Origin of the sequence: Streptomyces sp. NPDC006365, assembly GCF_042870755.1 — a bacterium.
Taxonomy (GTDB): Bacteria; Actinomycetota; Actinomycetes; order Streptomycetales; family Streptomycetaceae; genus Streptomyces; species Streptomyces xiangluensis.
Window position 1 is genome coordinate 1 of record NZ_JBIAHS010000031.1, and the last position, 14556, is coordinate 14556.

Annotated in this window: 13 protein-coding genes; 11 read left to right on the top strand and 2 right to left on the bottom strand. The window is 68.5% G+C overall.

The genetic code is table 11. The features are described from left to right. The 8 genes from ACFYO0_RS44110 to ACFYO0_RS44145 all read left to right on the top strand — a co-directional run. Window positions 1-399, top strand: a 399-nt coding sequence (locus ACFYO0_RS44110) for a DNA-directed RNA polymerase subunit alpha C-terminal domain-containing protein (RefSeq protein WP_329908034.1), incomplete at its 5' end; no start/stop codon positions are given. Window positions 400-592: 193 nt separating this feature from the next. Continuing rightward, window positions 593-1147 carry a 50S ribosomal protein L17 gene (gene rplQ, locus ACFYO0_RS44115; protein WP_388687539.1) on the top strand — a complete coding sequence of 185 codons (555 nt, stop codon included), beginning with the start codon at window positions 593-595 and terminating at the stop codon, window positions 1145-1147. Window positions 1148-1221: 74 nt separating this feature from the next. After that, window positions 1222-2082 carry a tRNA pseudouridine(38-40) synthase TruA gene (gene truA / locus ACFYO0_RS44120; protein WP_388687541.1) on the top strand — a complete coding sequence of 287 codons (861 nt, stop codon included), beginning with the start codon at window positions 1222-1224 and terminating at the stop codon, window positions 2080-2082. Between the two features lie 176 nt (window positions 2083-2258). After that, window positions 2259-3854 (top strand): glycosyltransferase family 2 protein, encoded by a 1596-nt coding sequence (locus ACFYO0_RS44125; protein WP_388687542.1) that lies wholly within the window; start codon window positions 2259-2261, stop codon window positions 3852-3854. Further along, entirely contained in the window at window positions 3851-4921 is a 1071-nt protein-coding gene (locus ACFYO0_RS44130; RefSeq protein WP_388687543.1) for a glycoside hydrolase family 26 protein, read from the top strand. Before ACFYO0_RS44125 ends, ACFYO0_RS44130 begins: the two co-directional genes overlap by 4 nt. Continuing rightward, the gene (locus tag ACFYO0_RS44135; protein ID WP_388687545.1) at window positions 4918-7014 is read left to right on the top strand and encodes an ArnT family glycosyltransferase; all 2097 of its coding nucleotides are present in this window, start codon (window positions 4918-4920) and stop codon (window positions 7012-7014) included. Before ACFYO0_RS44130 ends, ACFYO0_RS44135 begins: the two co-directional genes overlap by 4 nt. Beyond that, window positions 7011-8945 (top strand): glycosyltransferase family 39 protein, encoded by a 1935-nt coding sequence (locus ACFYO0_RS44140; protein ID WP_388687546.1) that lies wholly within the window; start codon window positions 7011-7013, stop codon window positions 8943-8945. The genes ACFYO0_RS44135 and ACFYO0_RS44140 overlap by 4 nt, the downstream gene beginning before the upstream one ends. A gap of 74 nt (window positions 8946-9019) precedes the next feature. Continuing rightward, complete coding sequence (locus tag ACFYO0_RS44145; protein WP_388687548.1) at window positions 9020-9772, top strand: polyprenol monophosphomannose synthase; 753 nt, start codon at window positions 9020-9022, stop codon at window positions 9770-9772. Between the two features lie 103 nt (window positions 9773-9875). On the opposite strand, the gene ACFYO0_RS44150 is transcribed toward ACFYO0_RS44145, so the two are convergent. Then, complete coding sequence (locus ACFYO0_RS44150; RefSeq protein ID WP_388687550.1) at window positions 9876-10748, bottom strand: hypothetical protein; 873 nt, start codon at window positions 10746-10748, stop codon at window positions 9876-9878. A gap of 290 nt (window positions 10749-11038) precedes the next feature. On the opposite strand from ACFYO0_RS44150, the gene rplM reads away from it, so the two are divergent. From rplM to glmM, 3 genes are all read left to right on the top strand, one after another. Continuing rightward, a complete protein-coding gene (gene rplM / locus ACFYO0_RS44155) occupies window positions 11039-11482 on the top strand; it encodes a 50S ribosomal protein L13 (RefSeq protein ID WP_344391399.1) in 444 nt (147 codons plus the stop codon). 41 nt (window positions 11483-11523) lie between these two features. Next, on the top strand, window positions 11524-12045 hold the full coding sequence (gene rpsI, locus ACFYO0_RS44160) for a 30S ribosomal protein S9 (RefSeq protein WP_388687551.1): 522 nt from the start codon (window positions 11524-11526) through the stop codon (window positions 12043-12045). A gap of 199 nt (window positions 12046-12244) precedes the next feature. After that, on the top strand, window positions 12245-13606 hold the full coding sequence (glmM, locus tag ACFYO0_RS44165) for a phosphoglucosamine mutase (RefSeq protein WP_388687553.1): 1362 nt from the start codon (window positions 12245-12247) through the stop codon (window positions 13604-13606). On the opposite strand, the gene ACFYO0_RS44170 is transcribed toward glmM, so the two are convergent. Then, the gene (locus ACFYO0_RS44170) at window positions 13603-14550 is read right to left on the bottom strand and encodes a DUF389 domain-containing protein (protein WP_388687555.1); all 948 of its coding nucleotides are present in this window, start codon (window positions 14548-14550) and stop codon (window positions 13603-13605) included. The genes glmM and ACFYO0_RS44170 overlap by 4 nt on opposite strands. Between the last annotated feature and the right edge of the window lie 6 nt (window positions 14551-14556).

The window sequence follows — 14556 nt, forward strand, 5'->3', positions numbered from 1 at the left end:
GCGTCCGCCGGTAAGACGCTGGTGGAGCTGTTCGGTCTGGCCCGCGAGCTCAACATCGACGCCGAGGGCATCGACATGGGCCCGTCCCCCACGGATGCCGCCCTCGCCGCCGACCTGGCACTGCCGATCGAGGAGCTGGAGCTCACCGTCCGGTCGTACAACTGCCTCAAGCGCGAGGGCATCCACAGCGTGGGTGAGCTCGTGGCTCGTTCCGAGGCCGACCTCCTCGACATTCGTAACTTCGGTGCGAAGTCCATCGACGAGGTCAAGGCGAAGCTGGCCGGTATGGGCCTGGCTCTGAAGGACAGCCCGCCCGGATTCGACCCCACCGCCGCCGCCGACGCCTTTGGCGCCGACGACGACGCGGACGCCGGTTTTGTGGAGACCGAGCAGTACTAAGAGCTCGGGACCGGATGCCGGTTCCAGGCTGTGGGCCGGTTCTTGGCTGGTCGCGCAGTTCCCCGCGCCCCTTTGGGGCGCGGACCCTCCGGGCGCCTTGAAAAAGGCGCCCGGATCTCCGACGGGCGACCGCCCGCTCGGATACTGACCTCGGTACCTGATACGGCCGGGGCAGACACCTAGGAGAAACACCATGCCGAAGCCCACCAAGGGTGCCCGTCTGGGCGGCAGTGCCGCGCACGAGAAGCTGCTTCTTGCGAACCTCGCGAAGGCGCTTTTCGAGCACGGCCGGATCACCACCACCGAGGCGAAGGCCCGCCGTCTGCGGCCGTACGCCGAGCGTCTGGTCACCAAGGCGAAGAAGGGCGACCTTCACAACCGCCGCCAGGTGCTCCAGGTCATCACGGACAAGAGCATCGTGCACACGCTCTTCACCGAGATCGGCCCGCGGTACGAGAACCGTCCGGGTGGCTACACCCGTATCACCAAGATCGGTAACCGTCGGGGCGACAACGCGCCCATGGCTGTCATCGAGCTGGTGGAGGCGCTGACCGTGGCCCAGGAGGCCACCGGTGAGGCGGAGGCGGCCACCAAGCGTGCCGTCAAGGAGGACGCCTTCAAGAAGGAGGACACCCTCCAGAAGGAAGACGTTCTCAAGAAGGACGAGACCGCTGAGGCCGAGGCCGAAGAGGTCGTCGAGGACGCGAAGCCGGCTGCCGCCGAGGGCGACGAGTCCAAGGACGCCTGAGGTTTCACCTCGCGTCGTGCGGGTCCGCCCCTGAGGGGGCGGGCCCGTTTTCGTGTCCCTGAAAGGATCCAGGTGTGAGTGACGAGGTAGAGCCCGGGGTCGTACGGGTGCGGCTTGATCTTTCGTATGACGGGAGCGCGTTCTCCGGTTGGGCCAAGCAGGCCGGGGGGCGGCGGACCGTTCAGGGGGAGGTCGAGGATGCGCTGCGTACGGTGACTCGGTCGCGGGAGACGACGTACGAGCTGACCGTGGCGGGGCGGACCGATGCCGGGGTGCATGCCCGGGGGCAGGTGGCGCACGTCGATCTGCCCGAGGGGCTGTGGGCCGACCATCGGGAGAAGCTGCTCAAGCGGCTGGCCGGACGGTTGCCGAAGGATGTGCGGGTTTGGTCCGTGAGGGAGGCGCCGAGCGGCTTCAACGCCCGTTTCTCGGCGATCTGGCGGCGGTACGCCTATCGAGTCACCGACAACCCGGGTGGCGTCGATCCTCTGCTGCGCAACCACATCCTCTGGCACGACTGGCCGCTCGATGTCGACGCCATGAACGAGGCGGCGCGGTCCCTGCTCGGGGAGCACGACTTCGCGGCGTACTGCAAGAAGCGGGACGGGGCGACGACCATTCGTACGCTTCAGGAGCTGAGCCTTGCGCGGGGGATGGACGGGGTGATTACCGCCACAGTGCGGGCCGATGCCTTCTGCCACAACATGGTGCGGTCGTTGATCGGGGCGCTGCTGTTCGTAGGCGACGGGCACCGCGCTCCCGACTGGCCGGGGAAGGTGCTCGCCACCGGGGTCCGGGACTCGGCGGTGCATGTCGTACGGCCGCACGGGCTGACGCTCGAAGAGGTCGGGTACCCGGCGGACGACCTGCTGGCGGCGCGGAACAAGGAGGCACGGAACCGGCGGTCGTTGCCGGGGGCGGCGGGGTGCTGCTGAGTGAGAAGGCCCTTTTTATGCCCACTGTGGCGGACGGGGAAACCCCTGCGTAACACGTATGTTCGGGCGTAACTGCCGAAACTCGGTTACGATGCGGCTGCTCGTCCTTAGTTCGATTGGGTAGTGGCCGGGCTTGGGTGGGGGTAACGGGCTGGACCGGCCCGGGGGGTTTGTACATGAGTGCAGTGGGGACTGCTCGTGTTCCGCAGAGCCGACGTCGCAGGCAGGCGCCGCAGAGTCATGGGCTGCTGCCGCAGCCGCCGGACGATGCGGAGAAGTACTCGTACGCGCGCCGGTACCTGTGGGTGCTCACGATCGGCTCGCTGATCAGCTTCGCGTGTCTGGCGATGAGCCAGTTTCTGTTCACGGCGTCGAGCCCGTGGTTCTGGCTGACGCTGCCGCTGCTGGCGTTCATCATCGCGGACTATCTGATCTCGCTGTATCTCGACGGGCTCAGCAAGGACTTCGACCTCAAGGGGCACAAGCGGCTGGTCCGCCGGTGGCAGCCCGCCGTGTACCCGAGCGTGGACATCTTCCTGCCGGTGTGCGGTGAGCCGCTGGAGGTGCTGCACAACACCTGGGTCCATGTGAACCGGCTCGCGGCCAGCTACCAGGGCGAAGTGAGGACGTACGTCCTCGACGACGCCGCCGAGGACGAGGTCGGGGCCATGGCGGACGACTTCGGCTTCCACTACGTGGTGCGGCCCAACCGGGGCTGGTTCAAGAAGGCCGGCAACCTCAACCACGCCTTCGAGAAGACCGACGGCGACCACATCCTCATCCTGGATGCCGACTTCGCGCCGCGCGCCGATCTTCTCGACGAGCTGCTGCCGTACATGGACGACGACCCGAAGACCGGCATCGTGCAGTCGCCGCAGTTCTTCCGCATCGTCGACCGGCAGAACTGGATCGAGCGTGGGGCCGGCGCGGTGCAGGAGCAGTTCTACCGCTCCGTGCAGACCTCCCGGGAGGACAAGGACGGGTCCATCTGCGTGGGCTCCTGCGCGATCTACCGGCGCGAGGCCCTGGCGCAGATCGGCGGTATCACGCTGATCGAGCACTCCGAGGACATGTACACCGGCTTCGATCTGCGGGCCCTCGGCTGGAAGCTGCGCTATGTGCCGGTTGCCCTGTCCGCCGGGGTGTGCCCGGACACGGCCGGTGCCTTCCACAACCAGCAGTACCGCTGGTGCATGGGCTCGCTGGAGCTGCTGACCAGCAAGAAGTTCTGGGAGATGGACCTGAGGTTCCAGACGCGGCTGTGCTACGTCTCGGGCTTCCTCTACTACCTGCAGACCGCGCTCGCCACGTTCATCGCGCCCGTCATCCCGCTCGCGCTCATGATCCTGCGCCCCGATCTGCTGCGGGCCGAGGCCGCGCTGTGGGTGCTGCCGAGTGTCGCGTACGTGACGCTGGTGCTGCCGCTGTGGCACCGGGCGCCGTACCGGCTCGAGGCCTGGTCCGTCCGGATCATGTACGGGTGGTCGCATGTCTTCGCGATCTGGGACGTGCTGCGCGGCCGTCCGATGGGTTGGAAGCCCACGGGTTCGGACGGCGCCAAGAAGAACGGCATGCGCCGCTACTGGAACTGCATGATCTTCTGGACCGGCGGCACCGCCCTGGCCTGGATCGTCGTCGCCGCCTGGCGCATGCTCACTCTCTATCCGCCGGACTTCGCGCTGATGCTGTCGGCCGGGCTGTTCTACGCGATGGTCGTCGGTCGCGTCCTGGTGCAGCCCCGTGGCCAGGAAGCGCAGGAAGCGACCGCATGACTTTCTCCGTACGTCCCGACAGTGGCTCCGTACGTCCCGAGAGGGCGCTCCGGCGCGTGAGAGCGCTTGCCGCCGCCCTGCTCGCCGTGGCGCTGCTCGCCGGATGCAGCACCTTCTCCGAGGAGGGCCGCGACCAGTACGAGCGCAGCCAGGGCGAGCAGCCGGCTGCCGACCCCTCCGCCGAGGCGAGCGAGCCCCCGAAGCCGGAGCCGCCGTATGACGTCCGGCCGCTGCTGCAGCCGGACAAGGACTACCTGGGTCTGGCCGCCGACGGTGCCCCCGCAAAGATGACGGCCGTCAAGGACTTCGCCGACAAGGCGGGCAAGAAGCCCAACCTCATCGAGTTCTACTCGGCCTGGGGCGACCAGTACGAGACGCGTCTGGTGCAGAACTCCTGGGACTACGGCGCGGTGTCCTTCATTGCCTGGGAGCCCTTCGAGACGAGCCTGAAGGACATCGCTGACGGCAAGGAAGACGAGTACATCCGCGAGTACGCGCGCTCCGTCAAGGAGCTGAACCTGCCCGTCGCGATCAGCTGGGCGCACGAGATGAACGGCTTCTGGTACCCGTGGGGCACCAAGAAGGCCACGGCGGCGCAGTTCACCGCCGCGTACAAGCACATCCACGACATCTTCGCCGACGAGGGCGCGACGCAGGTCATCTGGGTGTGGAGCCCGAACGTCACGCACCCGATGCCGAAGGTGAAGCTGGAGCCGTACTGGCCGGGCGACGAGTACGTCGACTGGGTCGGAGTGGTGGGCTATTACGCTGACACCGGCCCCTCGACGTACCAGTCGCTCTACGGGCCGACGATGACCCAGATACGTACCTTCACGAAGAAGCCGTTCATCATCGCGGAGACCGCGGCGCAGGCGGGCGAGCGCAAGCCGGCCGACATCAAGGACCTCTTCCAGGGGACGGCGAAGCGCGAGGACGTCATCGGATTCGTCTGGTTCAACTTCGACAAGGAGACCGACTGGCGCATCAACAGCGGTCCGCTGTCCCAGAAGACCTTCCGGGAGCAGGCCCAGAGCCAGAGCTTCGGATTCGATGTGACCAAGCCATGACGGATCGACGCACGCCCACCTGGGCGGAGGATTCGGAGCTGCGCGGCGGGGAGTACGAACGCCCGTACGCGTACGAGCAGGGGAATCAACAGGGCTACGGACAGGGGCAGCAGCAGGGCTACGGGCAGGGGCAGCAGCAGGGCTACGGGCAGGGGCAGCAGCAGTCCTCGTACGGGCACGGGAACCAGCAGCAACCGTACGACCAGGGGGGTCAGCAGCCTTACGGGCAGGGGAACCAGCAGACGTACGCGCAGGCCGGGCAGCAGTCGTACGGGCGAGGGAACCAGCAGTCGCACCCGCAGGCGCAGCAGCGGCAGGTCGGGAACGAGAGCCTGCGGCAGTACGTGCAGAGCGCGCCGCCTCCCGTGTACCCGACCTATCCCGTGTACGACGAGGACGCCGCGGGCGGTCGGCAGCTGACCGAGACCGGCACCTGGCGGTTCAACGGGCGGACGTCCGAATACCTGGACCAGGTGACGTTCCAGATCTACGCGCCCTTCGACCCGTACGCGCGCTACACCGCGGTCGAGGCGGAGCCCGAGGCGGAGGCGCAGCCGGAGAAGCCGGGCTACACGCTGCCCGCCGTGCCCGAGTCGGCCTGGTCGTTGGACAACCGGCGCAGCACGCTGCTGGGGCGCTGGATCCTGCTGTGCATGCTGCTGATCCAGACCGGTCTCTCGCTGCGACTGCGCGGCACCGCGTTCCAGGACGAAGCGCTCTACATCGCGGCCGGCCACTACGAGGTCGGCAACATCCTGCACGGCACGCCCGTACCGGGTGACTTCGAGGGCTACTTCTCGGGCTATCCGAAGCTGTACCCGGTGCTCGCGGCGATGGTCGACAGCGTGGCCGGGCTCGCCGGGGTGCGCATCGTCAGCCTCCTCTTCATGCTCGGCGCGACCGCGCTGCTGTACGCGACGACCCGCCGGATGTTCAACGTCCGGGCCGCGCTCGGCGCGGCGGCGCTCTTCTCCGTCATCCAGTCGACGGTGTTCCTCGGCAACTTCGCCACCTTCGACGCCGCGGCCATCTTCCTGCTCGCCCTGGCGTTCTGGATCGTCGTGAGGACCGGCCGGTCACACATCCTCGCGGTCGTGCTCGCGGCGCCCCCCGCGTTCCTGGCCTTCGGCACCAAGTACGCGGCGGGCCTGTATCTGCCGACCCTGGTGGTCCTCGCCGTACTGACCGCCTACCGGCACCGCGGGATGCTCGCGCTCGCCCGCGGTGTGCTGCTCGGCGGCGCGATAGGCGCGCTGTTGGGCGTCGGCTACGTCTACGCCGGGTCGCTCGGCGGTATCAGCCAGACCACCACCGACCGTGCCAAGGGAACCGACACCGCGCAAACGATCCTGCAGCACAGCGCGGAGTGGGGCGGGCTGATGTTCCTGGCAGCCCTCGGGGGCTCCATCGCGTACGTGATCCGCCCGAACATGGGCGAGATGCCGTGGGTCGACAAGAAGGGACCCGGGAGGTTCCGGCGCATCTCGCTCGGTCTCCTGCTGACCGGTACCGCGCTGCTCGCCCCGGCCTACCAGATCAACCTCCAGACCGAGATCTCGCTCTTCAAGCACGTGGGCTTCGGTCTGCTCTTCGCCGGACCCATGGCGGGCCTCGGCATGTCACGGCTCGTCGGCCCGCACTTCCGGCACCCCCAGCTCGGCATCATGCTGTACGTCCTGACGCTGGTGTTCGGCATGGTCCAGGCGCAGCAGGCGTACAGCTTCCCGGACTCCAAGGAGATGACGGCGATCCTGCGCACCATGGTCGACCGCAAGGGCAGCTACCTCGCCGAGGAGCACGAGGTCCCCGCGTACTACCTGCGGGACAAGACCGACTACGAGCAGTGGCAGAGCACCTTCGGCATGGACTACAAGGACAAGAAGGGCAAGCAGTACTCCGGCCCCGATGCCTACCGTGCCGCGGTCAAGGACGGGAAGTTCGACGTCATCGTGTTGCGCGGGACAGTCACGCCGGAGGTCGACCAGGCCGTGACCGACGCGCTGCGCGGCAATGCCCACTACCGCCTGGCAGCCGTGTCGCGCTTCACCACCAGCAAGGGCGACGGCGCGTTCCGGATCTGGGTGAAGCGATGAGTGCCAATGCCTCCCCGCCGTACGGCGGCGGATACCCCGATGCCCGGGGCGGCCATGATCCCTACGCGGGGCAGGGCGCCTACGCCCACGGCGGGCAGGGCACGTACGCCGGTGGCCAGGGCGGCTACGCCCATCCCGGCCACCAGGGCACCTATGCCGACCCGTCGCAGGGCGCGTACGCGGGTCCCGGTCAGTACGCAGAGCCCTCGCACGGCGCGTACGCGGGCCCCGGTCAGTACGCAGACCCTGGCATGCCCTCCCACCCCGGCTCCTACGCCACTCCCGGCCAGGACACCTACACACCCGAGCCCTCTCCGGTGGAGCCGCCCCCGGCCCGGCACCGGAAGCCCGAGGCGGACTCCAAGGCAGAGGAGCCCAAGGCCGACGAGCAGGAGCCCGACGAGCCGGAGGGCGGCCGGCTCGCCGCCGCCATGACCTTCCTGTTGCCCACGATGCTCGCCTTCGCCATGATCTGGCGTGGGATCGGCGACCGTCAGCTGTGGCGTGACGAGCACGCCACCTGGTGGGCCGCCTCCCTGTCGTTCCACGACCTGAGCATGCTGATCCGCTCCATCGACGTGGTCTTCACGCCGTACTACGTGCTCATGCACGCCTGGATCGCCGTCGCCGGGGACTCCCCGACCGCGATGCGGATCCCCGGCGCTGTGGCCATGGCGGCGTCCTGCGGTCTGCTCGCCCTGCTCGGGCGGCGGCTGTTCACCACACAGGCGGGGATTCTCGCGGGGTTCGCCTTCGCCGTCGTGCCGGTCACGACCCGGTTCGGGCAGGAGATCCGGCCGTACGCCTTCGCCGTGGCGGCGGTGCTGCTGTCGACACTGCTGCTCGCCCGGGCCCTGGACAAGCCGTCGTTCAAGGTGTGGGTCGCCTACACGCTGTCGGTGCCGCTGATCGGCTGGAGTCACCTGGCCTCGATGGCGGTGCTCGGCGCGCACCTGGTGATGATCGTGATCGCGCGCCGCTCGGGCGACAAGATCGTCGGCTGGGCCTATGCCGCGGCCTTCACCCTGGGCATGTGCTTCGTCATTCCCATGGCCGTCTCGGGCTCGGGCCAGAGCGGGCAGATCGCCTGGAACAACCCGGATGTCGAGGACCTGATCGACTTCCCCATGAACCTCTTCGGTTCCTGGGCGGTGGCAGTGCCGGTGATGGCGCTCGGCGCGGTCGGGCTGCTCTTCGCGGGCCGGCTGGCTCTTCCACTGGCCGTCTGGATCGTGCTGCCGCCGGTGGCGACGTACGTCACCGCCGCGCAGCTGCACCTCTTCCTGCCGCGCTATCTGCTGTTCACGGCGCCCGCGTGGGTTCTGCTCGCGGCAGTGGCCGCGGTCCGGCTCGCCGGTCCGGTGGCCGGGGCGAAGGCCGGAACGGGAGCGGCGGCCCGGCGCGGCTTCGGCTGGGTGCTCGTGGCCGCCACGGTCGCCGGAATCGCCTTCCAGGCGGGGCCCGGGATTCGTGAGACCCGGCAGAACGCGCTGGGGGAGCCCGACTTCCGCGGCGCCGCGCGGATCATCGAGGCCGGGCAGAAGAAGGGCGACGGCATCGCCTTCAGCGGTGCGATGACCGAGCGCCGGGCCATGGCCTACGAGCTGCGCAACGACGCCGGCCGCCCGAAGGACTGGCTGATGCACCGCACACCGCAGGAGCAGGGCTCGTTCGACGCGGCCGAGTGCCCGCATCCCGAGAAGTGCCTGGCCAAGGCCGACCGACTCTGGCTCGTGTCGACGACGCTCGACGGGAATCCGTTCAGCGGCATGCCGAAGACGACGGCGACCGTGATCCAGAAAAGCTTCAAGGTCGCGAAGACCGAGAAGCTCAAACACCTCCAGCTCGTGCTCCTGGAAAGGACACGCGCGGCGACCGACGACTCGTCCGATGAAAAGGATGACGCCGGCAAGCGCAAGGTGCACACCTGAGCTGGTTTGGTACGGGCGCCGGAATGGCCGCGTCCGGAGGGGTTCCTGCATGGGGACATGGGGAGGGAAAAGAGATGACGTACGACCTGGGGGCGGGCACGGCAGTCACCGTGGTGATGCCTACGTACAACGAAGCCGCCAACCTGCCGAGAATGGTCGAAGCGGTGCTCCAACTGCCGCTCTACGGGCTGCACTTGAAGATCGTGGACGACTCCAGTCCGGATGGTACAGGACGGATCGCCGAGGAGCTGGCCGAGAAGTACAACTGGGACGGGCGGCGCCGGATGAGCGTGCTGCACCGGACCGAGAAGGACGGCCTCGGACGCGCATACGTGGCGGGCATGAGCGCCGCCGTCGACGAGGGCGCCGAGTACGTCGTGCAGATGGACGCCGACGGCAGCCACCCCGTGGAAGCGGTCCCACGGATGCTCGGCACCGCCGTGGCCTCCGGTGTCGGCCTGGTCATCGGCAGCCGGTACGTCGAGGGCGGCTCGCTCGACGAGGACTGGGGCGCACACCGCGTACTGCTGTCCCGCTTCGCGAACCGCTACGCGCGCACCGTGCTCGGCACGAAGATCCGCGACATCACGGCCGGCTTCAACCTCTGGTCGGCCAAGGCCCTCCGGGATGTGGACCTGCACTCCCTGGACAGCGCGGGCTACAGCTTCCAGGTAGAGCTCAAGTACAAGGCCGTACGCGCCGGTCACAGCGCCGTCGAGATCCCGATCCGCTTCGAGGAGCGCACCGAGGGCGTCTCGAAGATGACGTTGCGTACGCAGCTGGAGTCGGCGGTCGTTCCGGTACGGCTGCGGCTGAAGCACAAGTAGCGGACGGTATTGGGCTGTTGGCGGCGGTCGCCCACGGGTTGCCGCCGCCTTCCCGTTGCCCGCTTGCCTGCCTGCTTGCCTGCCCGCCCGCCTGCCGGCTCCGCTACTCGTTGGCCGCGGCCGTGGCCTGGGCCTCCCCGCGGCGGCGGATCTGGCGGAAGGTGAACTCCGCGAGGTCGTCGCCGGTGGAGAAGACCTTGGTGTCCTTCTGGGTGACGTCCTTGCCGTTGGTGAAGCCGGCGACCGTGAAGTAGGCATAGCGGCCGTACGAGTTGGTCGTCGAGCGGCAGACCGCCGAGCGGCAGAACTCGGGGACGCCGTCGCCCGTCAGCGACTGGACGACGCTCTTGTCGTCGGCGTCGTTCTTGGCCTTCGTCGCCTGGGCCTCGGTGTCGAAGACGGCCACGCCGACCGTCACCGCCACACCGTCCAGGGAGTACGTGACGCGCATCAGCCGCGTGCAGTCGTTCTTCGTGAGGACCGTGCCGAGCGTGCCCTGGGCGGCCGACGCGCAGTCCTTCGTGGACGCGGTCTTGCCCTTCTCGTAGCGGCTCTCGCCCATCGTCAGCCGCGAGCCGGGGAACAGAATGTCCGGGCTGAGCGGAGCCGTGTCCTTCTGCTTGCTGGAGATGAAGTCCTTCGGGTCCAGCGGGGGAGGGGCCGAGGTCTCCGCGAACGACGGCTCGGGGCCGGTGGTGTCCGGCGGGATGTCCGAGGTGGCGGGCAGATCGGAGGCAGGCCGGTTCGCCGCCTGGCCGTTGTCACCGTCGGCCGAGACCACGGCCACGGCGACGGCCGCGCCTATCGCGACGGTGGCGAGCGCGCCACCGCCGACCATCAGCCACCTGCGCCGTCTGTTGCGCGACTCGGACGCCTCGGCGAGCGCCGCCCAGTCGGGGGTCTGGCTGCCCCACTGCGGCGGCTGAGAACCCGATCCCCCGGAACCCCACTGGGGTCCCCCCTGCCCAAAGCTCATGGGGCGCATCTTAGACGGGACAACGGGTTTACTGGTCCCACAGCGGTAACAGCGCCAACTCTCGGCTTCTCGCGCGTTTTGACCCGTGCGGGGCTACGGAGCTATTCTTGCCGTTCGTTATGTGTATTGGCTTGCTCATTCTCACGTGAGAGGCCCTTACACCGGTCCACCGGGGCCGATGACCAGCGATCTGCATGCGGTTGCGTCGCCGCCGTGCGGTCAGGGCTGTCGTGATCGTCCGTGGTGGCCTTGTCAGGACCCACTCACTGAAGAAGCGAAGGCTACGAACCGTGCGTACGTACAGCCCCAAGCCCGGCGACATCACTCGCCAGTGGCATGTCATCGATGCCCGGGACGTCGTTCTCGGCCGTCTGGCGACCACCGCCGCCACCCTTCTGCGGGGCAAGCACAAGCCGATCTACGCTCCGCACGTCGACGCTGGTGACTTCGTCATCATCATCAACGCGGACAAGGTCCACCTGTCCGGCAACAAGCGGACCCAGAAGCTGGCCTACCGCCACTCCGGGTACCCGGGTGGTCTGCGCTCCGTCCGTTACGACGAGCTGCTGGACAAGAACCCCGAGAAGGCCGTGGAGAAGGCCGTCAAGGGCATGCTCCCGAAGAACTCGCTGGGCCGTCAGATGCTCTCGAAGCTGAAGGTCTACAAGGGTGACCAGCACCCGCACGGCGCGCAGCAGCCGCAGCCGTACGAGATCACCCAGGTCGCGCAGTAAGTCCGGCCACCCCTAAGACTGAAGAGAATCTGAGGAGAATCGTGGCCGAGACCACTCCCGAGCAGCCGGTCGAAGAGACTGAGCTCGTCGACATCGAGCAGTACACCACCGAGTCCGAGGTCCCCGTCGAGGGCGAGTACACCTCGGAGTCCATGGCCTCCCGCTTCGGCGAGCCGCAGCCGGCCGCCGGACTGGGGCGCCGCAAGAACGCCATCGCCCGCGTCCGGATCGTCCCGGGCACCGGCAAGTGGAAGATCAACGGTCGCACCCTTGAGGACTACTTCCCCAACAAGGTGCACCAGCAGGAAGTCAACGAGCCCTTCAAGGTGCTCGAGCTCGAGGGCCGCTACGACGTTGTCGCCCGCATCGCGGGTGGCGGCGTCTCCGGCCAGGCCGGTGCGCTGCGCCTCGGCGTCGCCCGCGCCCTGAACGAGGCGGACGTCGACAACAACCGTGGCGCCCTGAAGAAGGCCGGGTTCCTTCGTCGCGACGACCGTGCGGTCGAGCGCAAGAAGGCCGGTCTCAAGAAGGCCCGTAAGGCTCCGCAGTACAGCAAGCGCTAGTCGTTACCGCGTGCTCTGCACGCAACATCGCCCCGGCGGCACGCCTGTGCCGCCGGGGCGTGGCGTTTACGGCAAGTAGGCGCCCATTACGGCCTTACGTCACCGTCCGTCAGCCTGGGAACTGGGGATGTACGTGAGCAAGGCCCTACCTGGACACTCGGCTTGAGCCGCAATTTCTGAGCATGTTCGGAGGACACCAGTGGGACGACTCTTCGGCACGGACGGCGTGCGCGGTGTTGCCAACGCGGACCTGACGGCCGAGCTGGCGCTCGGCCTGTCCGTCGCGGCGGCGCACGTACTGGCCGAGGCGGGCACCTTCGAGGGCCACCGGCCGACGGCGGTGGTCGGGCGGGACCCGCGGGCGTCCGGGGAGTTCCTGGAGGCCGCCGTGGTCGCCGGCCTCGCGAGCGCGGGCGTGGACGTCCTGCGCGTGGGCGTGCTGCCGACGCCGGCGGTGGCGTATCTCACCGGCGCACTCGGCGCCGACCTCGGCGTGATGCTCTCCGCCAGCCACAACGCCATGCCCGACAACGGCATCAAGTTCTTCGAGCGTGGCGGCCACAAGCTCGCCGACCAGCTGGAGGACCGGATCGAGGCCGTGTACGAGGAGCACCGCACCGGCGCTCCCTGGGACCGGCCCACGGGTGCCGGAGTGGGCCGTGTGAAGTCGTACGACGAGGGCTTCGAGCAGTACGTCGCGCATCTGACCGCCGTTCTGCCGAACCGTCTCGACGGGCTCAAGATCGTCCTCGACGAGGCGCACGGTGCCGCCGCCCAGGTCTCGCCCGAGGTCTTCACCCGGGCCGGTGCCGAGGTCGTCACCATCGGAGCCGAGCCGGACGGCCTGAACATCAATGACGGGTGCGGCTCCACGCACCTGGGCCTGCTGCGGGCCGCCGTCGTCGAGCACGGCGCCGACCTGGGCATCGCGCACGACGGCGACGCCGACCGCTGCCTCGCCGTGGACCACACGGGCGCCGACGTCGACGGGGACCAGATCCTCGCCGTACTCGCGCTGGCGATGCGGGAGCGTTCCGCACTGCGCTCCGACACCGTTGTCGCGACGGTCATGTCCAACCTGGGCTTCAAGCTGGCCATGGAGCGCGAGGGACTCTCCCTGGTACAGACGGCAGTTGGTGACCGTTACGTCCTGGAGGAGATGAAGCGGCACGACTACGCGCTCGGCGGCGAACAGTCCGGGCACGTGATCATCCTGGACCACGCGACCACCGGCGACGGCACACTGACCGGCCTGCTGCTGGCGGCCCGGATCGCCCAGACGGGACGTACGCTCCAGGACCTCGCGTCTGTCATGGACCGGCTGCCGCAGGTACTGATCAATGTGCCGGACGTCGACAGGTCGCGGGTGAGCACCTCCGAAGAACTGAGGGCCGCGGTCGCCGAAGCTGAGCGCGAACTCGGTTCCACGGGGCGGGTGTTGCTGCGTCCCTCGGGTACGGAGCCGCTGGTACGGGTGATGGTGGAGGCCGCCGACCTCGACCAGGCCAGGTCGGTCGCCGGACGGCTCGCCGACGTGGTGAAGTCGGCGCTGGCCTGCTAGGCCTGCGCTCTCTCGGCGTTGCGTTCACGCTGCCTGGCCCAGAAGAACTTCTGGGCGAGCAGTGTGAACGTGCCGGCGAGGATGATGCCGAGCAGGTTCAGGAGGAGCTGCTCGGTCGAGCCCACCGTCTGCTCTGTGTCTCCGTAGCTCAGGGCCACCGCCGCGTTGGCGGCGGCCGGGACCGTCGTCACGGAGATGGCGACGCCGACCAGGAGGCCTGACTTGGCGGAGGTCAGCGAGAGGGTGCCGGCGATGCCCGCGAGGACGGCCACGATGAACGAGAACCAGTCGGGGGCGTAGACGAAGGCCGTGTTGGGCCGCTCGCTGTCCAGCCGTTCCCTGCTGAAGAGCTCGATCGAGTCCATGAAGTAACTGAAGACGACCGTCACCGCCATCGCGAAGGCGAAGCCCACGAGCAGTGCCATCGCCGATCGCAGCGCCAGCCGCGGGGCGCGCCGCACCAGCGCCGTGCACAGGCCGGCCAGCGGCCCGAACTCCGGGCCCACCGCCATCGCGCCCACGATCAGGATCGCGTTGTCGAGGACCACACCGCAGGCCGCGATCATCGTGGCCAGTGTGATGAAGGCGACGTACGTGACCGAGAGCGTCGACTCCTCGTGGGTCGCGTCCGCCAGGTGCTCCCACAGGACCGCGTCCGCGCCCTCGCCCGGCGCGTCGTCGCGCGCCTTGTCGGCGCGCTCCGACAACGAGAGAACGATGTTCTCGATGGCGATGGAGCCGCACTTGTCGATTTCCAACGCCCGCAGCTCGCCAAGCAGTTCGTCGCCGGCCTCGCGCGCCACATCGCACATCACGACGTCCCCGGCGGGGTTGCGGGCGGCGCCCTGCATCACGACGAGATGCGTGGTGCCGACGGTGTTCCCGATCAGGCGGACCACGTCGTCCGTCTTGTCGGACGGCGTGATCAGGCGCAGATGCAGCATTTCGGC